This is a genomic window from Algibacter pacificus, from assembly GCF_008033385.1.
GTDB lineage: Bacteria > Bacteroidota > Bacteroidia > Flavobacteriales > Flavobacteriaceae > Algibacter > Algibacter pacificus.
This window is the reverse complement of record NZ_VOGY01000001.1, coordinates 52,085-77,325: the sequence shown is the minus strand read 5'-3', so window position 1 is coordinate 77,325 and position 25,241 is coordinate 52,085. Positions and strand designations below refer to the sequence as shown.

Annotated in this window: 23 protein-coding genes and 1 riboswitch; of the genes, 13 read left to right on the top strand and 10 right to left on the bottom strand. The window is 34.4% G+C overall.

Annotation, left to right across the window (positions count from 1 at the left end):
* Positions 1 to 54 precede the first annotated feature (54 nt).
* The 4 genes from cysD to FQU21_RS00960 form a co-directional block, all read right to left on the bottom strand.
* Complete coding sequence (cysD, locus tag FQU21_RS00975; protein ID WP_147676156.1) at positions 55 to 960, bottom strand: sulfate adenylyltransferase subunit CysD; 906 nt, start codon at positions 958 to 960, stop codon at positions 55 to 57.
* Between the two features lie 73 nt (positions 961 to 1,033).
* A complete protein-coding gene (locus FQU21_RS00970; protein WP_147676155.1) occupies positions 1,034 to 1,654 on the bottom strand; it encodes a phosphoadenosine phosphosulfate reductase domain-containing protein in 621 nt (206 codons plus the stop codon).
* Positions 1,654 to 1,911: a DUF2061 domain-containing protein gene (locus FQU21_RS00965; RefSeq protein WP_147676154.1), complete on the bottom strand. Its 258-nt coding sequence runs from the start codon at positions 1,909 to 1,911 to the stop codon at positions 1,654 to 1,656. Before FQU21_RS00965 ends, FQU21_RS00970 begins: the two co-directional genes overlap by 1 nt.
* A 161-nt stretch (positions 1,912 to 2,072) precedes the next feature.
* Positions 2,073 to 2,492 carry an RrF2 family transcriptional regulator gene (locus tag FQU21_RS00960; protein WP_147676153.1) on the bottom strand — a complete coding sequence of 140 codons (420 nt, stop codon included), beginning with the start codon at positions 2,490 to 2,492 and terminating at the stop codon, positions 2,073 to 2,075.
* 321 nt (positions 2,493 to 2,813) lie between these two features.
* On the opposite strand from FQU21_RS00960, the gene FQU21_RS00955 reads away from it, so the two are divergent.
* Both FQU21_RS00955 and FQU21_RS00950 read left to right on the top strand, forming a co-directional pair.
* Entirely contained in the window at positions 2,814 to 3,944 is a 1,131-nt protein-coding gene (locus FQU21_RS00955; protein WP_147676152.1) for an SPFH domain-containing protein, read from the top strand.
* 98 nt (positions 3,945 to 4,042) lie between these two features.
* The gene (locus FQU21_RS00950) at positions 4,043 to 5,131 is read left to right on the top strand and encodes a TFIIB-type zinc ribbon-containing protein (protein WP_147676151.1); all 1,089 of its coding nucleotides are present in this window, start codon (positions 4,043 to 4,045) and stop codon (positions 5,129 to 5,131) included.
* Positions 5,132 to 5,309: 178 nt separating this feature from the next.
* On the opposite strand, the gene FQU21_RS00945 is transcribed toward FQU21_RS00950, so the two are convergent.
* From FQU21_RS00945 to FQU21_RS00935, 3 genes are all read right to left on the bottom strand, one after another.
* Positions 5,310 to 6,482, bottom strand: coding sequence for a trans-sulfuration enzyme family protein (locus FQU21_RS00945; protein WP_147676150.1), 1,173 nt, complete (start codon positions 6,480 to 6,482; stop codon positions 5,310 to 5,312).
* Between the two features lie 262 nt (positions 6,483 to 6,744).
* Complete coding sequence (gene thrA / locus FQU21_RS00940; RefSeq protein ID WP_147676149.1) at positions 6,745 to 10,143, bottom strand: bifunctional aspartate kinase/homoserine dehydrogenase I; 3,399 nt, start codon at positions 10,141 to 10,143, stop codon at positions 6,745 to 6,747.
* 78 nt (positions 10,144 to 10,221) lie between these two features.
* Entirely contained in the window at positions 10,222 to 11,496 is a 1,275-nt protein-coding gene (locus FQU21_RS00935) for an O-acetylhomoserine aminocarboxypropyltransferase/cysteine synthase family protein (protein WP_147676148.1), read from the bottom strand.
* Between the two features lie 128 nt (positions 11,497 to 11,624).
* A riboswitch (SAM riboswitch) is annotated at positions 11,625 to 11,749 on the bottom strand.
* Positions 11,750 to 12,036: 287 nt separating this feature from the next.
* Between FQU21_RS00935 and FQU21_RS00930 the strand changes: the two genes are divergently transcribed.
* The 7 genes from FQU21_RS00930 (at position 12,037) to FQU21_RS00900 (ending at position 18,554) form a co-directional block, all read left to right on the top strand.
* On the top strand, positions 12,037 to 12,657 hold the full coding sequence (locus FQU21_RS00930; protein WP_147676147.1) for a hypothetical protein: 621 nt from the start codon (positions 12,037 to 12,039) through the stop codon (positions 12,655 to 12,657).
* Positions 12,658 to 12,712: 55 nt separating this feature from the next.
* A complete protein-coding gene (locus tag FQU21_RS00925) occupies positions 12,713 to 13,555 on the top strand; it encodes a hypothetical protein (protein ID WP_147676146.1) in 843 nt (280 codons plus the stop codon).
* A gap of 313 nt (positions 13,556 to 13,868) precedes the next feature.
* The gene (locus FQU21_RS00920; RefSeq protein ID WP_147676145.1) at positions 13,869 to 14,111 is read left to right on the top strand and encodes a hypothetical protein; all 243 of its coding nucleotides are present in this window, start codon (positions 13,869 to 13,871) and stop codon (positions 14,109 to 14,111) included.
* Complete coding sequence (locus FQU21_RS00915) at positions 14,093 to 14,404, top strand: type II toxin-antitoxin system RelE/ParE family toxin (protein ID WP_147676144.1); 312 nt, start codon at positions 14,093 to 14,095, stop codon at positions 14,402 to 14,404. The genes FQU21_RS00920 and FQU21_RS00915 overlap by 19 nt, the downstream gene beginning before the upstream one ends.
* 486 nt (positions 14,405 to 14,890) lie before the next feature.
* Positions 14,891 to 16,117: an adenylate/guanylate cyclase domain-containing protein gene (locus FQU21_RS00910; RefSeq protein ID WP_147676143.1), complete on the top strand. Its 1,227-nt coding sequence runs from the start codon at positions 14,891 to 14,893 to the stop codon at positions 16,115 to 16,117.
* A 155-nt stretch (positions 16,118 to 16,272) separates the two neighbouring features.
* Positions 16,273 to 17,301 carry a serine hydrolase domain-containing protein gene (locus FQU21_RS00905; protein ID WP_147676142.1) on the top strand — a complete coding sequence of 343 codons (1,029 nt, stop codon included), beginning with the start codon at positions 16,273 to 16,275 and terminating at the stop codon, positions 17,299 to 17,301.
* Between the two features lie 221 nt (positions 17,302 to 17,522).
* On the top strand, positions 17,523 to 18,554 hold the full coding sequence (locus FQU21_RS00900; RefSeq protein WP_147676141.1) for a carboxypeptidase-like regulatory domain-containing protein: 1,032 nt from the start codon (positions 17,523 to 17,525) through the stop codon (positions 18,552 to 18,554).
* 97 nt (positions 18,555 to 18,651) lie between these two features.
* Here the strand turns inward: FQU21_RS00900 and FQU21_RS00895 are convergent, their stop codons facing one another.
* Positions 18,652 to 19,959, bottom strand: a complete 1,308-nt coding sequence (locus tag FQU21_RS00895; RefSeq protein ID WP_147676140.1) for an esterase-like activity of phytase family protein — start codon at positions 19,957 to 19,959, stop codon at positions 18,652 to 18,654.
* A 695-nt stretch (positions 19,960 to 20,654) separates the two neighbouring features.
* Here FQU21_RS00895 and thrS point away from each other — a divergent pair.
* From thrS to rplT, 4 genes are all read left to right on the top strand, one after another.
* Positions 20,655 to 22,589 carry a threonine--tRNA ligase gene (gene thrS, locus FQU21_RS00890; RefSeq protein WP_147676139.1) on the top strand — a complete coding sequence of 645 codons (1,935 nt, stop codon included), beginning with the start codon at positions 20,655 to 20,657 and terminating at the stop codon, positions 22,587 to 22,589.
* A gap of 43 nt (positions 22,590 to 22,632) precedes the next feature.
* Entirely contained in the window at positions 22,633 to 23,172 is a 540-nt protein-coding gene (infC, locus tag FQU21_RS00885) for a translation initiation factor IF-3 (protein ID WP_394348392.1), read from the top strand.
* A 62-nt stretch (positions 23,173 to 23,234) separates the two neighbouring features.
* Positions 23,235 to 23,432, top strand: a complete 198-nt coding sequence (gene rpmI / locus FQU21_RS00880) for a 50S ribosomal protein L35 (protein ID WP_147676137.1) — start codon at positions 23,235 to 23,237, stop codon at positions 23,430 to 23,432.
* A 111-nt stretch (positions 23,433 to 23,543) separates the two neighbouring features.
* Complete coding sequence (rplT, locus tag FQU21_RS00875; RefSeq protein ID WP_147676136.1) at positions 23,544 to 23,888, top strand: 50S ribosomal protein L20; 345 nt, start codon at positions 23,544 to 23,546, stop codon at positions 23,886 to 23,888.
* A 151-nt stretch (positions 23,889 to 24,039) separates the two neighbouring features.
* Here the strand turns inward: rplT and FQU21_RS00870 are convergent, their stop codons facing one another.
* Positions 24,040 to 24,690, bottom strand: a complete 651-nt coding sequence (locus FQU21_RS00870; protein ID WP_147676135.1) for a LysE family transporter — start codon at positions 24,688 to 24,690, stop codon at positions 24,040 to 24,042.
* Positions 24,691 to 24,695: 5 nt separating this feature from the next.
* The gene (locus FQU21_RS00865) at positions 24,696 to 25,142 is read right to left on the bottom strand and encodes a YHS domain-containing (seleno)protein (RefSeq protein ID WP_147676134.1); all 447 of its coding nucleotides are present in this window, start codon (positions 25,140 to 25,142) and stop codon (positions 24,696 to 24,698) included.
* Positions 25,143 to 25,241: the final 99 nt, after the last annotated feature.

Here is a 25,241-nt window from a genome sequence, read left to right as displayed (position 1 = left end):
CTTTATTGTTTTTAAAAAGATTTCCGCCTTCGCGGAAATAACAAAATTGGTATTCTAAAAATACCCTTGTTGTTTACGTTTTTCCATGGCGGCTTCCGAGCGTTTATCATCAATACGTGCACCACGTTCTGAAATTGTAGAATCTCTAATTTCTTCTACAACTTTAGAAATTGAAACTGCATCGGACAATACCGCTGCTGTACAACTCATATCGCCAACCGTTCTAAAACGCACCATTTTCTCTAATACTTCTTCATTATCATCTCTGTAAACAATACCATCTTCAGCAGACCAAATCATACCATCTCTTAAGAACACTTTTCGTTTGTGAGCAAAATATATAGAAGGAATTTCAATATTTTCTTTCTCGATATACGACCAAACATCCAATTCTGTCCAGTTAGAAATAGGGAACACACGTACATTTTGTCCGTGCTCAATATCACCATTCAACATATCGAACAACTCTGGGCGTTGGTTTTTCTCATCCCACTGACCAAAATCGTCACGAACAGAAAAAATACGTTCTTTAGCTCTCGCTTTTTCTTCATCACGACGCGCACCACCAATACAAGCATCAAACTTAAATTCTTCAATAGCATCAAGAAGCGTGGTAGTTTGCAACATATTTCTACTGGCGTAACGACCAGATTCTTCTTTTACTTTACCTTCATCAATAGAATCTTGCACGTTACGTACAATAAGTTCTAAGCCTAATTCTTTAACCAAACGGTCTCTAAATTCGATAGTTTCAGGGAAGTTATGCCCCGTATCTATATGCATTAAAGGAAAAGGCACTTTTGCAGGGTAAAACGCTTTAACCGCCAATCTAACCAAAGTAATAGAATCCTTTCCTCCAGAAAATAACAACACCGGTTTTTCAAATTGTGCTGCCACTTCTCTCATAATGTATATAGCCTCGTTTTCTAACGAATTTATACTTGATGTGTCTTTATTCATAATCTTATTTGTTATTTCGCTTTCGCGGAATATATTCTTTATTTCTTATTTACGCTCTGTAATTTTCAACTTTCTATCCGTGTAAACCACATTCTCTATTCGACAATGCTTTTGTTGGGTCGAAATATTTAAACTCATTTGGCAAGTTGTTTTCTTCCAAATACGTATCTAATTTTTCATCACTCCAAAAATAAAACGGGCTCACTTTTAAAACACCAGTTTTACTTACACTAAAAATGCCAATGCTATCTCTAAATGCGGTTTGTCCTTGGCGTAAGTTAGTAAACCAAACTTCTGGTTGGTGTTCTGCCATCGCTCTTGCAAAAGGCTCCAATTTTACTTGCTCTGTAAATAAAGCATGTTTAGGGTCGTCTACGCTAGGAATCCCCATAACCACGTCTCTGTGCGCTGATGTTTGTTTTGGTACATACAAAAACACGTTTAAGTCTAAACTTTTTATAACTTGCTCCGCATGCCTATAAGTTTGTGGAGTATTGTAACCCGTATCGCACCAAACAACAGCTGTTTTAGGTGTAACCGTATTTACAGCATGTAAAATAGCGGCTTCATAAGGCCTAAAGTTTGTTGTTACTACAGCCTTGCTACTCAATTCGAAAGCTTTGGCTATTATTTCTTGTGGTGAAGCATTTTTAAACGCTTCATTTAATGTATTTAATTCTGATTGCTCTATCATTATTTCCCCCATTTAACTGAATTCCAAATACGCTCGTGAAAAAAGTATAACACCATTTTTGTTATAAAATCGACAGAAGCAATAGATGCCGCTACCGATAGTTTTCCTGTTAAAAAATAAGAAACTATTAAAGTATCTAAAGTTCCAATAAGTCTCCAGCTTAAAGCTTTTGCAACACTTCTAATTGGTTTTTCTCCAACAGCATCTTCTTGGTAAGTGGACTTTTCTTTATTTTTTAATAACATTTGCGCTATCATTTTCTTAATTTTATATTAATCCTACCGTTTTAGTAGGAGTTACAAATGTAATACAATTTTGTGCTTTACAAAGAAGTTTTAAGTATTTTTTAGGATAATGAAATATTTTCGGCTTTAACTGAAGAAATTCTATAGAAAAGCGAAAATTTTTCATGATTTTATCAAGATTTAATATTAGATAAATCGGCTAACGTATTGTCTCGAAGTACTTTTAACGTATTATCCCGTATCATAATCATGAGTTTATTCACACTACATTGATCTTCATCGGGACAATCATCACATTTTTCATAAAAATTAAGACTTACACAGGGCACCATTGCAATAGGACCTTCTAGCACCCGCATTACATCGGTCATTTTAACTTCTGTAGCCGGTTGTCTTAAATAATACCCTCCATGCTTTCCTTTTTTAGAACTTAAAATCCCGGCTTTCCTTAAAGTTAATAAAATACTTTCTAAGAATTTCTGTGGAATTTTTTCGTGCTTAGCAATTTCATTTACAGGTACCGGTGAATCACTTTGGTTTCTTGCAATAAAAGCGAGTGCTTTTAACCCGTATTTAGTCTTTTTAGATAACATACCGCTAAGATAATTAAATTAAGAAAAAATGAATAATTATTTGTTCATATTAGGTTATAAAAAAAAACAGGTTGTACTCTATGTATAACCTAACAACTGCAAAAAGTCTCTAATAAATATAATACCATAGTGAACTAACAAAAAGTAAACCATTATCTACCCAATAAAAGCCATATCTCTTTTTAAAAAGTTAAGTAATATTTAAATTTAAAAATTGTATTTATCAAAATTTAAAGTAAATTTGAAGAGACAACCTAATGTAAAGCTATCATTATTAACACGATATAAGCTTAAAAATCACATTTAATAAATCTTTATAAAATGGACATTTTTAGTAAAATAAAAGAAAAATTAAGTCACGAATTTATAGACATTATAGAGTGGCTAGATTATACCGATGATACAATTTGCCATCGTTTTGAGCGTTATCAAAATGAAATTAAAAATAACGCTAAACTTATTGTTCGCGAAGGGCAGACCGCTGTTTTTATAAATGAAGGTCAATTGGCAGATGTTTTTAAACCAGGCACATACACCTTAAACACAAAAAACCTTCCAATTTTAACAACATTAAAAGGCTGGAAATACGGTTTTGACAGCCCGTTTAAGGCCGAAGTATACTTTGTAAACACCCATCTTTTTACCGATGAAAAATGGGGAACAAAAAACCCTATAACTTTAAGTGACGACCGTTTTGGCTTAGTCGAAATACGAGCATTTGGTACTTACGCGTATCGCATTAACGATGCCGGAAAATTTATTATAAACATTGTTGGAACGGATAGTAATTTCACCAATTTTGAAATTAATGAACACTTAAAAAGCCTTATTGCAACACGTTTTACAGATACGGTTGGAGAAGCAAAACTCCCCATAGAATTATATGCCGCAAACACCACAGAACTTTCCGAAACCTGTAATGAGGTCATGCAGCCCGAATTTAACAGCGTGGGGATATCACTGGAAAAATTCTATATTGAAAATGTTTCCATGCCCGAAGACCTTAAAAAAGAAATCTTTGAATATAGCCGAATAGACAAACTAGACTTGGATAAGCTTACCAAATTTAAAACCGCTAAAGCCATTGAAGCCGCTGCTTTAAACAATGGAGGTACGGCTGGTGCGGGCATGGGTATGGGTATGGGGTTTGCTCTTGCTCAACAAATGGGTAGTATAATGACCCCACAAATGAGTGAACACCATAGACAGCAACAAAACATACAAACACCTCCCCCTATTCCAATATCAGTTCAGTACTTTTATGCTTCAAATGGGTTACAAGCCGGCCCTGTTAGTTTTGGGAAATTACAAAGTTTATTTGCAAATAGAACAATAAACAAAGATACGCTTATATGGAAATCTGGATTAACAACATGGCAACCTTTGCAACAAATAGACGAATTGAAATCCTTCTTAGGAGGTAGTACACCACCTCCACTCCCTCCACAATAGTTCGTTTTTTTAACTTGAGTTACAACAAAAACAACCTCTGCAACCCAACCTATAAAACACTTCTATAATTCAATTTATAGGTTTAACATGTTTACTTAATGGAAGGCTTTTCAACTAAAAAATCTGAACTCAAAAAATCCTGTATTAATTGTGGAGCAGAGCTTACTTATGCCCCTGGAACAACTGCCTTAACTTGTGATTATTGCGGGTACAAAGAAACAATTGACACATCGAAAAATGGTTTTGAAGAATTAGAATTAAAACCCTACTTAAAGAAAATGGGGTCACTTAGCAATAGTGAAGAAATAACCATACTTCACTGCAAAAACTGCGGAGCCAATCAACATATTAAAGATAATTACAAATCGCTTGCTTGTATTTATTGTGGTTCTCCGTTGATAATAGAAGATGCTTATCACGAGGAATGGATACTACCTGGTGCAGTTTTACCTTTTCAGATTGATCAAAAAAAGGCTTTTCAAATATTTAAAACTTGGGTGGAAAGCTTATGGTTTGCACCAGACGATTTAAAAAAAGCAGCAATAGACCCAGAGCAAACAAGAGGGTTATATGTACCATATTGGACTTTTGACGCTCAGCTTTACGCTCATTATACAGGTAAGCGAGGCAAATACTATTATATTACTAAAACTATAGGAAGTGGAAAAAACCGAAAAACAGTGAAAGAACGCCGAACACGTTGGTATGCGACTTCTGGTAATATTTCTGGCTTTATAGATGATACTTTAATTAAAGCATCTAGTCAAAAACAAGGTGTCATTCCTAAAAAGATTTCTCGTTGGAATTTAAAATTATTAAAACCCTTTAACAATTCCTTCCTTTCAGGTTTTGTAACAGAAAAATACACCATTCCGCTTCAAAAGGGTCACATTGAAAGTAATAAAGTAGCAAAAACCATTGCAAAAAATTGGGCTCGTAGAGATATTGGGGGCGACACTCAAAAGGTAACTTCAATAGATATAACCCTTACAAACGAAACTTTCAAGCATATTTTATTACCGGTTTATATTAGCACCTATTCATTTAAAGGGAAGCGTTACAGCTTTTTTGTAAACGGAGAAAACGGCTTTATTGCTGGGCAGCGTCCATATTCAATCTGGAAAATATGCCTTACCGTACTTACTATTATTGGCGTAATCACCACTATTTATTGGTATACGCGCTAAATTTGGTAAAAACTTAAAACCAGATACCTGCTTCCTAATTTTCGTAATTAGAATACCACTAAATTATAGCAACTATTCCAAATCTCATGTTCCAAATAGCATTTCAGCCAATTAAATTACATCCATAAATAACAAAACACGAAAAGTAAAATTAATACCGCAAATCAATATTATTTACCTAACCCAAAGCCTGCGCTATATCGGCAATAATATCGTCAATATGCTCTAAACCTAAAGAGCAACGTACCATACCATCTGTAATACCCGCAGCCGCTTTTACACTAGCTTCAACTTTAGCATGGGTTGTACTTGCTGGGTGTGTTACAATCGTTCGGGTATCTCCTAAATTTGCAGATAGCGAACACATTTTTATACTATCAAAAAAGGACTTTCCACCTTCTATTCCGCCTTCAACCTCAAAAGCCACAATGCTTCCTCCCATTTTCATTTGCTTTTTAGCAATATCATATTTAGGGTGCGATTTTAAAAACGGATATTTCACCCATTTTACTTTAGGGTGTGCCTCTAAAAAGGTCGCCAATTTTAAAGCATTTTCACAATGTCTTTCCACTCTAATCGCTAAGGTTTCTAAAGATTTAGACAATACCCAAGCATTAAACGGACTCATAGACGGCCCGGTTAATCTTGAAAACAAGTAAATTTCACGAATCAATGCTGCATTACCAACCGTTACGCCACCTAACACACGCCCTTGGCCGTCCATTAATTTCGTTGCCGAATGAATCACCAAATCGGCACCAAATTTTATAGGTTGCTGTAAATACGGTGTCGCAAAGCAGTTATCAATAACCAGCAGTAAATTATGTTTTTTACAAATAGCACTTAAAAACTCTAAATCCAACACATCAACACCTGGGTTTGTAGGCGTTTCGGCATAAATAAACTTGGTATTTGGCCGTATTAAACTTTCAACAGCATCAACTTCATTGACATTAAAATACGAACATTCAATATGCCACTTCGGAAAATACTTAGTAAATAAACCATGCGTAGCACCAAAAACAGAACTGCAAGACACCACATGGTCTCCAGCATCCAACAACGTTGCAAATGTAGAAAACACAGCAGCCATACCACTTGCAAACGCAAAACCGGCCTCTGCCCCTTCCATTTTGCAAACCTTATCTACAAATTCAGTCACATTCGGGTTGCCGTATCTACTATATAAATCGCGTTGTTTTTCTTCCGCAAAAGACGCGCGCATCTCCTCAGAATCTTCAAACACAAATCCAGACGTTAAGTACAAAGGTACCGAATGCTCCGAAAATTGTGTATTTTCACTCTGTGTGCGTATCGCTTCTGTTTCAAAATGTTTTTTATGCTCGCTCATTTTTTTTCACTATTCAACAAAGGCTTTAAAACCTTAGAAGATTTATTATTCTTTTTATTTGGGCATTCCCCTATCGGGTCGGGCTTTCCGCTATATCTTTTTTGAGAAAAACAAAAAAGGATGCCGCATCAATCCCTAATGCACTTACCTGCTGTGGTTTGTTTTAAACCAACTGGGTTTTGGTTTTCTTGAAAAGACCTATTAGATTTTAAAAACCTGACAGGTCTGAGATTTCCGCCTTCGCGGAAATGAAAAAACAGAATTAGTTTATATGCTTAGACAATCGTAAAATATCACCAAACACACCACGAGCCGTAACTTCCGCACCTGCTCCTGCTCCCTGAATTACAATAGGCTGTTCTCCATAACTTTCGGTAAATATTTCAAAAATAGCATCCGACCCTTTTATTTGGCCCAACGTACTATCATTTGGAATAGACACTAATTTCACTTCCAACACACCTTTATCTTTCGATAAATCGCCCGATAAATCACCAATATAGCGTAACACATGCCCTGGCTCTTGCTTATCTTTTATGGTTTGGTATTGTTCATTTAAAACATCTAACTGTCCTAAAAATGATTCCACAGATATATTTTGATACGCTTCCGGAATTAAATTCAGTACCGAAACATCTTCAAACTCATTATGCAAATCTAACTCTCTCGCTAAAATTAATAGCTTTCGAGCCACATCATTTCCAGAAAAATCTTCTCTCGGATCGGGTTCTGTAAATCCTTTGTCGATAGTTTCCTGAATAATTTCACTAAACGGTTTATCTTCAACCGAAAAATTATTGAACAAATAACTCAACGTTCCCGAAAACACCCCACGGATTCTTGTAATATTCTCACCCGATTCGTGTAATAATTTAATGGTATCAATTAACGGTAAACCTGCGCCAACCGTAGTTTCGTATAAATATTGTTTATTATTTTCTTTTAACTGAACGCGTAAATCTTTATAAAAATCATACGAGATCGTGTTCGCTATTTTATTAGAACTCACCAAATCGAATCCGGCTTCAATTAAAGGCCCATAGTTTTTATAAAAATTCGGACTCGCCGTATTATCCACCGCTATTAAATTTTCTAAATGATTTTCTTTCGCAAAAGCAATAATATCTTCAATAGAACTATTCGTTTCAACGGTTTTTATGGCGTCTTCCCAATTGGTTTCCACACCGTTTTTACTTAACAATTGTTTTTTAGAATTCGCAATAGCAAACACATTTAAGTTAATCGCTTTACGTTTTTCAATATCGCTTCTCGATTTTAAAATCTGATTTATCAATGCCCCACCAACACCACCGTGTCCGAAAATAGCAATGTTTATCTTTTTAGAAATTCCGAAAATCTCACCATGAATCACATTCATTGCTTTATGTAATTGGCTTTTTTTAACCACCAAACTTATATTTCTTCCGGTAACGGTATTGTTAAATAACAACGGGGTAATTTGGTTTTTTATAAGCGCGTTAAATGGTTTGTGGAACGAACTTAGCTCGATACCAATAATGGAGATGACAGACACATCGTCCACCACATCAATTTTATTAACATCTTGCGAATAGAAATCGTTTTCAAACTCACGTTCTAAAGCAATAACCGCTTGCGTAGCTTGGTTGGCGTTAATAATTAACCCAATACCACGCTCCGATGAACCTTGCGAAATAATACTCACACTAATATCATGAATACTCAACGCTCTAAAAATTCTAGCATCGACCCCACTTTTACCTAATAAGCCACGACCTTCAAGATTTAAAAGTGCCACATTATCTAAAACAGACAGCGACGTCACTTCTTTCGAGCTTGGTTTGGCGGTAATTAAAGTTCCTTCATCCTCAGGATTAAAGGTATTTAAAATACGTAAGTTGATATTTTTTTCAACTAAAGGAATAATGGTTTTAGCATGTAAAATGGTGGTTCCAAAGTTGGCCAACTCATTCGCTTCACTAAACGATAATTCTCTAATTTTTTCAGCATCGGCAACCAAATCTGGGTTTGCTGTATAAATCCCGTTTACGTGTGTATAATTTTGTAATTCTTCCGCATCTAAATAATTCGCAATTAATGCGGCTGTATAATTACTGCCATTTCTGCCTAAAGTCGTCGTTTCATTTTTTAAATTAGACGCAATAAAACCAGTGACCACATTCACCGCATCTTTATGTGCTTTAAAAAAGGCGGTTACATTATCTTTAGAGACTTTTGCTATAGGAATAGCATTCCCAAAATTTTCATCGGTTTTTATTAAAGTTCGAGAATCGACAGCGTTGGATTTTATACCCTTTTCATTCAGGAGTTCCGAAACCATTTTAATAGCCAATAATTCGCCTTGTGCTAAAATGGTATCTTTAATTTTACCGCTAAAATCGCCAAGTAAACTTACGCCTTCAAATAATTTATCGAGCAGTGTAAATTCTTCTGTAAAATCGACTGTTTTTAAAGGTTCTTTTTGATAATTTTTAAAGACCTCTAACTGGGCTTTATAATCAATACCTTTTGCAGCAAGACTTAAAATAGCTTCCAACTCGTCGGTAGCATTACCACGAGCCGACACAACCACCGAAATTTTATCACCATTATTAATTTTATTTTCAATAATGGAAATCACATTGTTTAATCCTTCGCCATTGCCTAAAGATTTGCCACCAAACTTTAATACTTTCATTCTTTTCTTTTTTGAATCTGGCACAAAAATGCCTTCTATAATTTTTTCTAACTGCTCGTATTCCATTAAAAACGCATCGTGACCATGTACCGAATGTATTTCGTTGTACGTCACATTAGGATGCGTTAAAGCCAATTGTTTATGGGTTTCTCTGTTTTCTTCTGCGGTGAAAAACAAATCGGAATCCACACCAACAATATGAATATTGGCTTTAATATTTTCTAAAACATTAAAATCTTCGGGGCGGTTTTTAGTCACATCAATCGTTTTAAGCAACTGATTCATGAGTTTATAAGCCGATAATTGAAAACGTTCCTGCAATTTTTTACCGTGATGCAACAACCAACTTTCTACATTAAAAATCTCTAAATCGTCGTTTTTAGAACGGTGAAAACGCTCTTTAAAAGATTCTGGCGTGCGGTAACACAACATGGCGTGCATGCGGGCATCGTGCACCGGATTTTTAGAATTGATTAAAAATTGCTCTTGAATTTGGCAATTGGCAATAAGCCAATCGGTAGCTTTCCAATCGGTAGCAATTACCACTAAGTTTTCTGTAAAATCGGGTTGCAGTGCTGCCATTTCCCAAGCAATACCACCACCTAAGGAACCTCCAACGGTTGCAAAAAGCTTTCCGGTATTCAGTTCTTTTAAACCGAGTAGGAATATTTTAGCCACATCGCGTGCAATAAAATCTTTGTAATTATCAATCACAAAACCATCATAACTATTCCCTGGGATATTAAAGGCTAAAATGCTGTATAGTTTGGTATCGATTACTTTTTCATCGCCAACCAAATCTAACCACCAACCATTTTCGCCTGCCACATCGCTGTTTCCGGTTAAGGCATGATTTATTAAAATAATAGGCGCCGTCCCAAGGGCTTTCCCGAATACTTGATAGCTTAAGTTTATTTCAGCATTAACGACACCACTTTCGGTGCGATAATCTTTAATAATAATATGTTGCAGTGGGTGCTTCAATGCTTTATGTTTTTAAAATCGATTACGTTTTTAGACCTGTCAGGTTTTAAAAACCTGACAGATCTAAACTTGTTTTATTTATATCGTTGCAAAAGCAGCTGTTAAATCGGCTTTTAAATCGTCGATATCCTCCAAACCAATAGACAAACGAATTAAATCGCTAGACACTCCAGCAGCTTCTTGTGCCGCTTCATCCAATTGTTGGTGCGTGGTACTTGCTGGGTGAATAATTAAAGATTTGGTATCGCCAATATTGGCGAGTAACGAAAATAATTTGGTGTTATCGGCAATTTTCTTAGCTGCTTCAAAACCTCCTTTATGACCGAAAGTTACCAACCCACTTTGTCCTTTTGCTAAATATTTATCGGCTAAAGTTTTGTATTTGCTGCTTTCTAAACCTGGATAGTTTACCCAAGCAATTTCGTCTTGTGCTTCTAACCATTTGGCTATTTCCAAAGCATTCGCACTGTGTTGTTTTATTCTTACCGGTAAAGTCTCTAAACCTTGAATAATTTGGAACGCGTTAAACGGACTTAAAGCACCACCGAAATCGCGTAAACCTTCTAATATTAATTTAAAAACATAAGAGGCTGCTCCTAAAGTTTCGTAGTATTTTAAACCGTGGTAACCTGCAGAAGGTTCCGTAAATTCTGGGAATTTTCCGTTAGCCCAATTAAAAGTTCCACCATCAATAATAGCACCTCCTAAAGAAGTTCCTTGTCCGCCAATATATTTTGTTAAAGAGTGAATTACAAGATCGGCACCGTGTTTTAACGGATTTAATAATGCTGGTGTTGCCACGGTATTATCTACAATAAAAGGCACTCCTGCTGCTTTGGAATGTACAGCAATAGCTTCAAGATCTAAAACATCTAATTTTGGATTCCCTAAAGATTCCACAAAAAAGGCACGTGTATTATCTTGAGTTGCAGTAGCAAAATTCTCTGGGTTCGATGCATCTACAAACGTGGTTGTAATTCCAAAACGTTTTAAAGTCACGTTTAATAAATTATAAGTTCCGCCGTATAAACTGCTAGAAGCTACAATATGATCGCCAGATTTTAAAAGCGTTAATAATCCTGTAGATATGGCTGCCGTTCCCGATGCAAAAACTACCGCGCCTATACCGCCTTCTACAGCCGCTAAACGATCTTGTAAAATTTGATTGGTTGGGTTGTTTAAACGGGTGTAAATAAAGCCAAGTTCTTTTAATGAAAATAGGTTGGCTGCATGGTCCGAATCGTTAAAAACATAAGAGGATGTTTGATAAATTGGCACCGCTTGTGTACCTCCGTTTGCTTTTACGTCGTGTCCTGCGTGTAATGCGTTTGTTGCTAAATTGTGATTGCTCATTTTTCTTATTTTTAGTTTATTGGTTGTCGCTGTTGCGATAAATTAAAAAACTCAAATTCACTTTTAAAAAGTGTCCCTATTAGAAAAATGTTACAAGAAAATATAAAGTTGCGGAATGCAAATTTTGTTAGTTATCTATCCAAATACCGATAAATGAATCGGCAATTTAAGTAGAATTTAGCACCTTCATTACTAAGTGTAAAGGGTTGCTAAGGTTTCAAAGGGTCTATCCCTCCACCTTTCTTGATAACATTTCAATACGTTTATTGAACTTTTGTGAATGCAAATATTCAATTAAATATTGAACATATCCAAATTTTTAATAGGAAATTTTAAAGTTTTCTCTTTATGAACAGCTTATGTTAATAAGACCTTCGGTTTTGTAGGTGAAAATTTACTAAATTTGGTTTTGAATTTGGGAAGGGCTTTTTGTTTGATTATGGGGAAGAGTGTTTTTATTCCTGAGTTGGTCATAATATCGAAGCGAAACTGCGTACTCAATAACTTAATGCAACAAAAATGAATTAATATCCACTTTAAATGACAGATAAAGTAGAATTAGAATTGAAAGAATTGGAAAGTTTTGAAAAAAGAATTATTGACTTAGGAAAAAAAATGCATCCTGGAAACACATTCCCTTTAGATATTTTAGCGAATGCAGTTATGGACAGATCTTTACATTTGATTTTTGGATTTACAAGTCTAATAAGAAATCAAAATTATATTGGAGCTTGTCATCTTGTTAGATGCCATCTTGATAATATTCTTAGGTTTTCTGGAGCCTGGCTTGTTGAAAAGCCTCATAAGTTTGCTACAGATATAATGAATGGAACTCAAATTGATAAAATTATTGATCGAGATGGAAAAAATTTGAAAGATTGGTATTTAAGGAATAAATTGAATGAGGAATTTCCTTGGGTTACGAGTGTATACAAGGAAACTTCTGGTTTTATACATTTGAGCAAAAAACATATTTTCACATCATCTAAAGTTAAAAACTTAGAAAAAAGGACAATTGAATTAAGAATTAGTAAAAGTGACAATTATGTAACTGACGAATCTAGAGTTGAAGCTATATTAGGAATGGTTGAAATAACAAAAGTATTATGTCATTTTATTGAAGGTTGGATTTGGACTAAAAATAACACAAGAATAAATTGAATAAAAATACTATGCCCAACAACACGTTAGGCACAAGTTAAACCGACCAAAATATATGATTAAACAAAATCCCTTTTCTGTCTACGATTTTTTAGGCTATTTAATACCTGGCTCTCTAGTCATTTATTCATACCTTATAATTGATTATCTAAAGAATACAGATTCATTTAACTCTTCGGAGTTTATAGAAAATTTTTCTAACGTAAAACTCGAAGGAGTGTTTTTCTTTGTAATTATTTCATACACTATTGGGCACTTAATTAGTTATGCTTCTTCTGTAACGATAGAAAAGTATGCTAATTGGAGATATAGTTATCCATCGAAGTATTTACTTAACATTGAACACAAAGGGTATTGGAAATCTTCAAGGAACTGGAAAGACGTATTATGGAGGATTGTTATGATAATTGTATTATTTCCTTGTGTTTTATTTGATTGGATTTTTGGTCAACTATTAGGATTTAAAAGGTTTTACAAAAAATCTTTGGACGAGTTTTTGCAGGATATGGTTGTTTCAAAAGCAAATCGACTAATAGATCAATTAGGACTTGAAAAGCTAGAAAACCCTGAAAAATATGATGATGGAAAAGGGAATAATTTTGATTTTCACCGGATTATAACCCATTACGCTTATGAAAATAGTAAACAACATCAAGCTAAAATGAGTAACTACGTTGCGTTGTACGGTTTTTTAAGAACTTTAAGCTTTATTTTTAGTCTACTTTCAACTTATTTTTTTATTAGAGTTGTTTGTTTTCTTGATTTTAATCTAAATAATTGCATAATACTGTTTATATTAACTGGAATATCATATCTGTCGTTTATGGCATTTATGAAGTTTTACAGACGGTATACTTTAGAAGGATTAATGATTATAGTGATTGACAAAGAAATATAAAACCTGTGCCTAACATTGGTAATCACTACACACCCCCATAATAAATAGTATCACTATAAATAAAAACCGTCTTTAGAGGCGGTTTTTGTTTTAATGCTTAAAAAAAACTTATCGCATATTTTTCAGATGTAAATAAAAATACAATGCATGTATTTAATAAAACGAGATGACAGGTATCTTCAGTCTTTAAGACAATTAATATGGTATATCAATTAACGGCTTAATTTCGATTTTAATCGGTAACAGTCAGATTTCAGAACAAGACATTAGGAAATCTCGATAAAATTTCAGATTTTTAAACAAATTCCAACAAATGGCAACATTAGATAACATACGAAATGGATTGATTGAAAAAATCCTCTCGATTAGAAACAAAGATTTTTTAGAAGCTCTGGATAAATTGATTACATCAAGCGAATCTGAATCTGAAATTATTGAATTAACTAATGAGCAAAAACTAATGTTAGAAATGAGCGAAAAGGATATTAAAGATGGCAAACTAATTTCTCAAGACGCAATGAACAAACGAAACCTTGAATGGCTAAACGCGATGTAATTTGGACTCGAACAGCTGATATTCAACTAGTAGGGATTTTGGAATATTGGGTGGCTAAAAATAAGTCTAATAGCTATTCAATTAAGTTGCTGAAATTAGTAACAGATAGAACAATTCAAATTGCTAAAAATCCTGAATTATACAAAAGAACAACTTTTAAAAATATCCGAGTAGCTTCATTAGGAAATTATAGCATCTATTACAAAACAACCGAAGTTGAAATAATCATTACAGCTTTCTGGGACAATAGACAAGATCCGAAAAATTTACTAAAATCATTAATCGGGAAATGATAACGTTAGCGAACAAAGTACTGGGATAAAAAACCAATAAAAAGATATTAACTTTTCACTAAAACACTTCTGTAGAAATCATCATAAACCTAGTTCTGGTTTAACTCTAAACCAAAATAGTTGCATCTTTGATTAATTTGATTTACTTCGAAAAACCCTGACACACAAAACCTCACTATTCTTAATCAAAACATACGTAAAAACGAAAATTTCTCTTCCGTAAATTCACTTTAAAGGTTACAAAATAGACATTCAAACAGCACAACTTCAATTTTTGAAAATCATTTGAAAAAATGAAAATTCTGAATTAATTCAAGTTGTATCTGATTTCGTAAAAAAAGAGAAAAAAGACTTTTGGAACGATTTAAGTATGTCTGAACAAAAACTCCCGCACATAAGGGACTTGCACCCTATAGATTAATTATTTACCTTTCGGTAAGTAAAATATGCTCACGCTGGGCACAAACACAAAATGCAACCAACCCAATGCGCAATATTGATAAAAGCACAACTTCAATTTTTCAAAAAATAATTGATATTGGCTCCAAAAAGGAGTTTTCTGTAACCGAGAAAAGGTATTTGCGAGTAACAAATATCGCCTCCATCCTAGGAGTTTTGTTTAATGCAATATGGTTGGTAATAACAATTTATCTTTCTGAAGACCCACTAATATACGGAAGCAATGGAGTTATGGGTATAATGTTTCTTATGGTTTTGGTTCTTAACAAGAAAGGTTGGCGGGTAGCTGCTTCTATGTGGCTTGCTATTTCTGCATATATTTCGGTGCTCTTATTTCTTTATTTGCTCGGGTATTCGTCAGGGGTTGCCACCATTTGTTTTTTATTAATCATCTTGCCGTACATGACTTTTCCTCGAAAGGCAAGGGTATTTGCACACAGTTTCAGTTTATTGGCTTGCTTTACTATAATCGTATCCGTTTTATTACAATCAAAAATTAATGCGCATTATGAAGGACTGGATTCGTATTTATCTCAAGTAGTCAACATCAGTATAACAGGTTTAATTTGTTTAACTCTTATATGGAGTCTATCCGTACTAATTGATAGGTCGGAAGATTCATTAGTAGCAGAACAAAAAAGATCGGATAACCTTTTGCATAATATCCTCCCTACAAACATAGCAAGAGACTTAAAAGAAAAAGGAAAGACCATTCCTAAAAAGCACGAGAACGTTAGTATTTTATTTACTGATTTTAAAGGATTCACTGAAATAGTTGCGTCCATACCGGCAATCACTTTGGTTAATGAGCTCAACGATATTTTTGGTAAATTCGATGAGATTATGGAAGAAACGGAAGTTGAAAAGATTGAAACCATTGGTGATGCCTATATGGCGGCCTGCGGACTTGAAGAAAAAAGTACTAACCATGCAGTTAAATGTATCGCCGCTGCACAAAAGATGTTAGCCTTTCTGGAGGAGAGAAATAAGAGTCATGGAATACTGTGGAGGATGAGAGTCGGGATACATTCTGGACCGATAGTCGCTGGTGTTGTAGGTAAAAAGAAGTTTGCATACGATCTTTTTGGTGACACGATAAATACAGCTAGTAGAATTGAATCCGCTGGCGAAGCTGGCAAGATTAATATTTCTTCTTCCACTTATGAACTAGTTAAGAATGACTTTTCATGTCATTCTCGTGGAAAGATTTTTGCGAAGGGAAAAGGAGAGCTGGAAATGTATTTTGTAAATTAAACTGTAGTCCTTAAAAGCTAAAAGCAATAGCTTACTGCGGAACGCCACCGCGAATACGCAAACTGTTACAGCTCATTTGAAAAAACACCACATAATTCTAAATATATACAAAAATTGATAACTCTTAAAACCAAGCATATAACTGAAAATAAAAAATGATAAAAAATAAAAAAGCCAAATGGATTGTAAGATTATTATTGTTTGTTGGAACAACTATTTCCATGTTTTTTGTGCCATGGATTTTGGTAAAAGCATGGATTTTACCACTTCCTAATACGGTTCAAGAACAAGTAGATGAAGCCATTGGACACGGATTTGATGGCATGATTGTTTACGTAGACCAAGCAGGAAAACCACCCACTTTTTACACAGGAGGTTGGAAAGATAGACAAAAGAAAATACCTGCCGATTCTAAATCATTATTCAAAATTGCCAGTATTAGCAAGTTATATACGGCTGTAGCAGTTACTAAATTAGTTAAAGAAAAACGCTTGTCTTTGGATAAAGTACTTGCCGATTATCTTCCAGAACTAAAAGGTAGAATTGAAAATGCAGAAAAAATCACCTTGAAGATGATGATTCAACACCGTTCTGGTATTCCAAATTTTACAGATAACCCTGATTTTTGGAACAATGAACAGGAAAGTAGCAAAAACGCCCTTGATTTTGCTATAGATTTACCCGCCAGTTTTAAACCCAATAAAGGATACGAATATTCGAACACGAATTATTTATTACTACGAAGGATAATGGATGGTGTTTTAGGATATAATCACCACAAATATATTAAAGCGAAAATTCTGAAACCCTTAGAACTTAAAAACACCTTTTTTTCTATTACTGAAGTTAATTTAGACGATGTAATGAGCGGGTATTACGTTGGACTTGACGAGGATTTTAAAGCCAATGAATATGGAATGCTAGCTACAGCAGAAGATGTGGGCAAGTTTCTACGCGCCTTAAACGATGGTTCTGTTTTTGACGATGGCGAACAGGAAATCTATGCCTACGAATATAATCACGGAGGTTTGGTTATTGGCTATCAAAGTCTTGCAGAATACCACAAGGAGATAGACGCGGTAGTGGTTCAATTTATTAATACCACAGATTTTAATGGTTATGAATGGAACTTATCGGAAATTACATTTAACCGCATTGTAAAAATCATTAAAAAGAAAAACTAATTACAACCGAATGGATGGCACCACTGCCCCATCTTAAATAAAGGCTGCATAATTTTAAACGCTTAATCATAATTAATATGGATCAAAATAAATTAGAACAGCTGAAAGAAAAACGTATTTTACTTCAGAAAAATTGAGCAAAAGACAGCACCTTAATAAAACAACAACTAGACAGAGGTCATTATTCAATAAAAGTGAACTAAAACATTCTTAAAAAACAAATGAAACCACCTAAAAAATCCACCACAAAACCAATCCTATTTTTATTTGGGATTCTCTTTCTTTTTCAAATAAATCGTTGCTTTTCTCAAACCGAAATTTCCGGCTATGTATTTAGCGCCAAAGATTCCACAGCCATTTATAGCGGCTCTGTTTATTTTGATGGCACCAGCATAGGGGTTTCTACAAATGAGGAAGGTTACTTTGATATTCAATTTAAGGCAAACAATTCTCCGCTTATTATCAGTTCCATGGGTTATGAATCTGTTATTATTAGGTCCGAAGCGCTTAAAACTAGTAAAACATTAGCCCCCATTTATCTTACTGAAAAAACAGAAGATTTAGAAACCGTTTATATCGAGATCGACACGTTAAGCCGGTCGAGAAAACTAGACCTCTTTAAACAGGAGTTTTTAGGTAAAAGCAAAGCAGCCGATTTATGTGATATTATTAATGAAGACGCCATTAAGCTGCGATATATTCCATCGACAAGAACACTAATTGCAAGCGCAAATACGGCGTTAATTATTGAAAATCACTATTTAGGGTACAAATTACGATACAACTTAAGAGATTTTGAAATCACCTATAAAGCCATCAATCAAGATTTAGCCATACCAGCGGCTATTCACTACCATGGGTTTAGTTTTTTTCAACCCATAAAAAACAAAATTTCAAGAAAATTTTTAAGAAACAGAAAGCAGAGTTACTTAGGATCGACACTTCATTTTATGAGAGCGCTTTATACTAATACGCTTGAAAAAAACGACTTTGAAATTCTCGATAATTATATTAAAGTACCGCCTGAAACCTATTTCGAAATTACGGATATCAACCAGATAAAACAGGTAAAACTTCTAGTCGATCATGTTATGATTCGATATAAAATCTACGAACAATCGAAACTTTTTGTAAACGATATATTTACAATAGATGATTCGGGACATCACTCGCCACCGGAAGCGATTCATTTAAAAGGAAAAATGTCTACCAAACGTATTTCAGAGCAATTGCCTTTGGGGTACAAACCTTAAATACAGCCATTATTTTATTAATTGTGATATTTTAAAAAACAAAAAAAAGGGCTTGTTTCATAAAAACAAACCCTTTTTTATTATAATTTATCGATCACTAAAAGTTTACGATATACAAGGTATTACCATCGATATTTTCTTCAGTTTCTGTATTAGAAATATATTTTTGAATGGTTGCGCTGTTATCACCAGTCCAAACGGCAAAATCATCATCGTTAATCACTCCAATGGTATTTGAGTCTATTAACCAAATACCTTCTAATTTATCATGAGGATAATCGCCTAAATCGGCAATTAAATCAACAGCTAAAGTTTTAGTTGCGGGCTCAATACCTGCTAAAGTTAATTCCTCCCAAGTACATTGCTCAATGGTTTTTCCTTCAATTAATTTACCGTTTTCAGAATCTGCCGCATCCGAAATATCGGTAGCATTAGAAATATCAATTCTATAAATGTGCTTTTGTACTAAACTTTTATCTGTAGATTTTGTAAAAGCTCCATCTCTTTCAACAATTAAAAACTCGGTACTACTTAAAGCAACCAGTTCGGAATTTGAGTTTTTAGCTTTTTCCTGTTTGTATAAATATTGTTTAGTTGCTCCAGTTTCAATATTAAAAGTAACTAGTCTAGTTATTGTAAAATCGACTACATCGGCTTTTGATGGATTGTATAATGTAGATTGCATAACACCAACCAAAGTGGTTTCATCTGGTGTAATGGCTAAACCTTCCATACCTCTATTAGCCCATCTTGTAGCAAAAACGGCTGGTAATTTTCTGTCTCCAGTTTCTCCCGTAATCCCTTTAGGACTTAAGCGTTCGAGTTGCACACCCGATGCATCGAAATGAACCATGTGTGGCCCATATTCATCAGAAACCCAAAAGGAACCATCTTTTAAAGCGACTAAACCTTCACTATCCAAACCATATTTATCGGTCTCTAAAACCGTAACTTGATCTTCACTATAAGGAATTTCTCCCGTAGCGCCGTAACCCTCAGGATTTGGACGTCCGCTAATATTTACTCCCGAAGGGTTTTTAAATAAAACCTCATCAAGCATTTCAATCGTTCCGTTCTCTAATAATTTAAAATGACCAATTCTAGGGGTATAATCGGGCGTTGGAAAAATTTTGTTACTCCCAAATTTAATATTTGCACCACGATCTGTTAAGGCATAAAATTCTCCTGCATTTGTTGGGTGTGCCGTAGCAGCGGAACCAAACCCACCATTTCTAACTTCTACATTATCCGAAGTTGTTTTTAAAACGGTATAAGGTAACCTAACACCTTGGTTAGAAACTGTTGGCAATTGCCAGGCTTGCTCGTTGTCATTTTCATTATCATCACAGGCTACAAACACGGTAGCTAAAGTTAATAATACGGCTTTAATTGTAGTAATTTTCATGTTTGTTTTTAGTTTTAAAAAATTCAAATGTATAGTATCAACATTAAGTGCATGTGCTTTTTATATTAATACATGGTTAAAATTAGAGCTATATACATTAACTTAATGTTTCTTTTTATTTAACAACATAACAGCGTTCACTGGGTAAAATTAGGCCCCGATTGGAATAGCAGCTCTATTAAATTCCGATAGAATTATGAGTTTAATTAAAAAAAATAACAGCTTATAAAAAACAAGTAAACCCCACTTCATCTCCCTTTAAAAACACTCTTATAATTATTTTCATAGTTTAATCCATATTTAGCAATAAAACAGCTTAAATGTTATTTCGACGCCATGAAAAAATTTGATAATTTTGAACAACAAAAAGACAACTCTTTATGTGATTTCTTCCGTAGATGGAAATAACAAAACTGTTAATACAAGTACAATTCAAGTGTAATTTAATCAGCGAGCACCCGCGTTAGGGATTGCAACGGCATCCTTTTTGCGAGTTGGAAATAGATCTTTTTTGAGAATAAGCCTAGTACTTTTATAGATAACATAACCTAAAAAAAAACCTAACTTAGCGAAAAGATATAGTGTAAAGCCCGACCTTTAGGTAACGCCAAAAAAAACTATAAAATAATACACAAAATTATATTGTGTGGGTTTGTTTATACCATTATCTTTGCGTACAGAATTTAATTTATTTTATGATACACATTACCTTGCCCGATGGCAGCGTGAAAACGTTTGAAGAGCATGTAACACCTATGGATGTTGCGAAAAGTATAAGCGAAGGATTTGCAAGAAACGTAATTTCTGCAAAATTCAATGGTACAACGGTTGAAACTGTTACGCCGCTAACGACCGATGGAGCGCTAGTTTTATACACTTGGAAAGACGACGAAGGAAAAACGGCTTTTTGGCACAGTTCGGCCCACGTTTTAGCGCAAGCTATCGAGGAACTCTATCCTGCTGCTAAATTAACTATTGGCCCCGCTATTGAAAATGGATTTTATTATGATGTAGATTTTGGTGCTGAAACGGTTTCTGAAAAAGATTTTAAAGCCGTTGAAACAAAAATGCTAGAAATTGCCCGCGGAAAGCATGATTTTAAAATGCGTTCGGCAAGTAAAGCTGAAGCTTTAGAATTATACAAAGGCAACGAGTTTAAAACGGAATTGATTGAAAACCTAGAAGATGGCACCATTACTTTTTGTGATCATTCTACGTTTACCGATTTATGCCGTGGCGGACATATACCAAACACAGGTATTATAAAAGCTGTGAAAATATTAAGTGTTGCGGGTGCGTATTGGAGAGGTGATGAAAACAAACCTCAATTAACACGTGTTTATGCTATTTCGTTCCCGAAACAAAAGGAACTTACAGAATATTTAGCCTTATTAGAAGAAGCTAAAAAACGCGATCACAGAAAATTAGGTAAGGAACTAGAATTGTTTACCTTTTCTCAAAAAGTAGGGCAAGGATTGCCGCTTTGGTTACCAAAAGGTGCTGCTTTACGAGAACGTTTAGAAAACTTTCTGAAAGTAGCTCAAAAGAAAGCTGGCTACGAAATGGTGGTAACCCCTCATATTGGACAAAAAGAACTTTATGTTACTTCTGGTCATTATGCTAAATATGGCGCAGATAGCTTTCAGCCAATAACGACACCTAAAGAAGACGAGGAGTTTTTGTTAAAACCCATGAACTGCCCGCACCATTGTGAGATATACAATAACTTTCAATGGAGTTATAAAGATTTACCTGTAAGGTATGCTGAATTTGGCACCGTTTATAGATACGAACAAAGTGGTGAACTCCATGGTCTAACCCGTGTTAGAGGTTTTACACAAGACGATGCTCACATTTTTTGTACTCCAGAACAATTGGATGAAGAATTTAAAAGTGTTATTGATTTAGTGCTTTATGTATTTGGATCTTTAGGCTTTGAAAACTTTACAGCTCAGGTTTCTGTAAGAGATCCTGAAAATCCCGACAAATATATAGGTGATGTTGCCAATTGGGAAAAAGCCGAGCAAGCGATTATTAATGCGGCTACCGACAAAGGTTTAGATTTTATTATTGAAGAAGGCGAAGCAGCTTTTTATGGGCCTAAGCTAGATTTTATGGTAAAAGATGCCTTAGGACGTAAATGGCAATTAGGAACTATTCAGGCAGATTACAATCTACCAGAACGTTTCAATTTAACCTATAAAGGCAGTGACAACGAGCTTCATCGCCCGGTTATGATACACCGTGCACCTTTTGGCAGTATGGAACGTTTTATAGCTTTATTACTAGAACATACTGGAGGAAACTTCCCGCTTTGGCTTATGCCTGTGCAAGTTATTATCTTGTCTATTAGCGAGAAATATGAAAAATACTCCGAAAAAGTTTTAAATTTGCTAGAAAATCACGAAATTCGCGCCCTTGTAGACCATAGAAATGAAACTATTGGGAAAAAAATTCGGGAATCCGAAATGCAAAAACACCCGTATATGATTATTATAGGGGAGCAAGAAGAACAAGAAAACAAAATATCTGTACGCCAACATGGTGGAGAAGATTTAGGAATGATTTCCGTTGAAGACTTCTCGCAGATTATAAAAGAAGAAATTAAAAAGACCTTAAAGTCATTTTAAAAATAAAAAAATAAGTTTAATTTAAAATTATAGAGCCATAGCAATTAGAAGAAGACATCAGCCAAGAAGGGTTTCGCAAGAAGATAAACACAAGATAAACTCTAAAATTACAGCGCAAAAATTGCGTCTTGTAGGAGACAACGTAGACATTGGTATTTATACCAAAGGTGATGCCATGCGTATTGCCGACGCACAAGGATTAGATCTTGTTGAAATATCACCAAATGCTGATCCACCTGTTTGTAAGGTTATGGACTATAAAAAGTTTCTTTACGAACAAAAGAAACGGGATAAAGCATTAAAATCTAAAGCGACAAAAGTGGTAATTAAAGAGATTCGTTTCGGACCTCAAACCGATGATCACGATTACGCGTTTAAAAGAAAACATGCGGAAAAGTTCTTAAAAGAAGGTGCAAAGCTCAAAGCTTTTGTGTTTTTTAAAGGACGTTCCATTATATTTAAAGAACAAGGGCAAATTTTGTTACTGCGCTTAGCTCAAGATTTAGAAGAGCTTGGAAAAGTAGAACAAATGCCTAGATTGGAAGGTAAACGTATGACGATGTTTATCGCTCCAAAAAAATAAGATGCCGAAATAAATTCTGCACAAAAGTATTAAGCGAAATAATTAAAACCTAGGAAGAAAAAATGCCTAAAATGAAAACAAAATCTAGTGCTAAAAAGCGTTTCAAGCTTACTGGTACTGGTAAATTAAAAAGAAAGCACGCTTTTAAGAGTCACATCTTAACAAAGAAATCTAAAAAGCGTAAGCTTGCACTGCGTCATGATACATTAGTACATAAAGCAGACGAAGATAACATTAAAACGATGTTGCGTTTAAAATAAACACAGCTCGATTTAACGTTGGTTAAATAAATTATAAACCCTGGAGTTAGGCTCAAATTTAAAAAGTGCCAATGTATTTTGGCCGCCTACTACAAAAAACAATTAAAAATTATGCCAAGATCAGTAAATTCTGTAGCAAAAAGAGCCCGTAGAAAAAAGGTTCTAAAACAAGCAAAAGGTTACTTCGGACGTCGTAAAAACGTTTGGACAGTAGCAAAAAATGCGGTTGACAAAGCGATGCAATACTCGTACAGAGACCGTAGAGTAAAAAAGAGAACATTCCGTGCCTTATGGATCACGCGTATTAACGCTGGAGCTCGTTTACACGGTTTATCTTATTCTCAATTTATGGGAAAAGTAAAAGCTAACAACATCGAACTAAACCGTAAAGTTTTAGCCGATTTAGCAATGAACAACCCAGAGGCTTTTAAAGCCATAGTAGAGAAAGTAAAATAAGGCGATTCGCCTATTGTAAAACATATTATTCGCTTAATCAAAAAAAATCCGATTCTTAAATGAATCGGATTTTTTTATACTTATAATTTAAATAGCTTCTCATCTTTTTATCTAGGGATTCTTAGTTATCCAAATGCCTTCAACGATAACATTACAGATAAATTAACTTCGTCATTTGTAAAATTGACACACATAGCAACAAGACTCCTATTACTCTATTTACGCGCGTAGTTGGTTGTTTCATTTTCACTTTTATAACATCACTAAATTTACCATAGCCATATAATACCATAAGCTTACCTAAATAAGCACCTATTAAAAAAGTAGCTATGAATTGATAATCTACTCCCATATTTAAATCTATAATATTCTTATTTAAATACGCCATTATAAATATCCAATAAATAAGCACCGTAGGATTAACGAGGCCTAAAAAGAAACCTAACATTTGTTTTGATATGGGTCTCCTTCTTTTTTTAATAATGATACACTCATCATTTTCATCTTTAATACAATCTGTTCTACCGGATAACAACACTACGCCCAACACGAGTAATACAGCAACAATCGCGTATTGCAGCCAGAGATTCATATTAATAAAAACTTCTATATCATTATTAAATAGAATAGCAAAAACCACTAAAATTAACTCTGCACCTGCTGCGGTGTATATTATTTTTAACACACTCTGCACATCTTCTTTAATAGTTGTATTTATTACAGCAACATTAGTTGTTCCCAAAGGCAACGCACCAAGTACGGCTGCAGTAAAACCAATAAGAAAATAAATGACTAAATTCATCTCCCTTAGTGCTTATCAATATGTTTCCAGTTTTTATCGGCTTTAAGTTTTAAAGCCTCTGGCGACTCGTCTAACCAAGATTTGAGTGTATTAATACCCCATGAATTATAGAAGAGGTATAATTTACCATCTCGTATTTCGTAAGTTTCAGGATCTATGGAAACCTTTTCGCCTTTTGCAGCTATGGCATAAGCACAGTACCCTCCATATTGAGGAATGTACATTTCCGGATTCTTATTAAAAGCTTCTAAATGACTTTGTGAAGCAAATTTAAATGTACCACCTTTATAAGTACTCACAAATTTATCCTTGCCTTTTTCGGGGGTATTATTAAAATAAGAAACCACATCGAATCCTTCCACGACAAACCCTTTTTTTGTGTTGAAATCTATATTTTGAGCAGATATGCCATATCCAAATACTAAAAAAGCTAAGGTTAAAAGAGTTTTCATTTGATGCATGGATTTATAGTTGTTTTTAGAATATACGCATCTTAATATTTAAAATGCTTCAATTTTTATTTCTTGATTTTTAAATGAGTCGCTTTGAAA

What these genes read in the sequence shown, in the direction of transcription:
- cysD (WP_147676156.1), bottom strand. Translation starts at nt 960, where the DNA reads ATGAATAAAGACACATCAAGTATAAATTCGTTAGAAAACGAGGCTATA.
- FQU21_RS00970 (WP_147676155.1), bottom strand. Translation starts at nt 1,654, where the DNA reads ATGATAGAGCAATCAGAATTAAATACATTAAATGAAGCGTTTAAAAAT.
- FQU21_RS00965 (WP_147676154.1), bottom strand. Translation starts at nt 1,911, where the DNA reads ATGATAGCGCAAATGTTATTAAAAAATAAAGAAAAGTCCACTTACCAA.
- FQU21_RS00960 (WP_147676153.1), bottom strand. Translation starts at nt 2,492, where the DNA reads ATGTTATCTAAAAAGACTAAATACGGGTTAAAAGCACTCGCTTTTATT.
- FQU21_RS00955 (WP_147676152.1), top strand. Translation starts at nt 2,814, where the DNA reads ATGGACATTTTTAGTAAAATAAAAGAAAAATTAAGTCACGAATTTATA.
- FQU21_RS00950 (WP_147676151.1), top strand. Translation starts at nt 4,043, where the DNA reads ATGGAAGGCTTTTCAACTAAAAAATCTGAACTCAAAAAATCCTGTATT.
- FQU21_RS00945 (WP_147676150.1), bottom strand. Translation starts at nt 6,482, where the DNA reads ATGAGCGAGCATAAAAAACATTTTGAAACAGAAGCGATACGCACACAG.
- FQU21_RS00935 (WP_147676148.1), bottom strand. Translation starts at nt 11,496, where the DNA reads ATGAGCAATCACAATTTAGCAACAAACGCATTACACGCAGGACACGAC.
- FQU21_RS00930 (WP_147676147.1), top strand. Translation starts at nt 12,037, where the DNA reads ATGACAGATAAAGTAGAATTAGAATTGAAAGAATTGGAAAGTTTTGAA.
- FQU21_RS00925 (WP_147676146.1), top strand. Translation starts at nt 12,713, where the DNA reads ATGATTAAACAAAATCCCTTTTCTGTCTACGATTTTTTAGGCTATTTA.
- FQU21_RS00920 (WP_147676145.1), top strand. Translation starts at nt 13,869, where the DNA reads ATGGCAACATTAGATAACATACGAAATGGATTGATTGAAAAAATCCTC.
- FQU21_RS00915 (WP_147676144.1), top strand. Translation starts at nt 14,093, where the DNA reads ATGGCTAAACGCGATGTAATTTGGACTCGAACAGCTGATATTCAACTA.
- FQU21_RS00910 (WP_147676143.1), top strand. Translation starts at nt 14,891, where the DNA reads ATGCGCAATATTGATAAAAGCACAACTTCAATTTTTCAAAAAATAATT.
- FQU21_RS00905 (WP_147676142.1), top strand. Translation starts at nt 16,273, where the DNA reads ATGATAAAAAATAAAAAAGCCAAATGGATTGTAAGATTATTATTGTTT.
- FQU21_RS00900 (WP_147676141.1), top strand. Translation starts at nt 17,523, where the DNA reads ATGAAACCACCTAAAAAATCCACCACAAAACCAATCCTATTTTTATTT.
- FQU21_RS00895 (WP_147676140.1), bottom strand. Translation starts at nt 19,959, where the DNA reads ATGAAAATTACTACAATTAAAGCCGTATTATTAACTTTAGCTACCGTG.
- thrS (WP_147676139.1), top strand. Translation starts at nt 20,655, where the DNA reads ATGATACACATTACCTTGCCCGATGGCAGCGTGAAAACGTTTGAAGAG.
- rpmI (WP_147676137.1), top strand. Translation starts at nt 23,235, where the DNA reads ATGCCTAAAATGAAAACAAAATCTAGTGCTAAAAAGCGTTTCAAGCTT.
- rplT (WP_147676136.1), top strand. Translation starts at nt 23,544, where the DNA reads ATGCCAAGATCAGTAAATTCTGTAGCAAAAAGAGCCCGTAGAAAAAAG.
- FQU21_RS00870 (WP_147676135.1), bottom strand. Translation starts at nt 24,690, where the DNA reads ATGAATTTAGTCATTTATTTTCTTATTGGTTTTACTGCAGCCGTACTT.
- FQU21_RS00865 (WP_147676134.1), bottom strand. Translation starts at nt 25,142, where the DNA reads ATGAAAACTCTTTTAACCTTAGCTTTTTTAGTATTTGGATATGGCATA.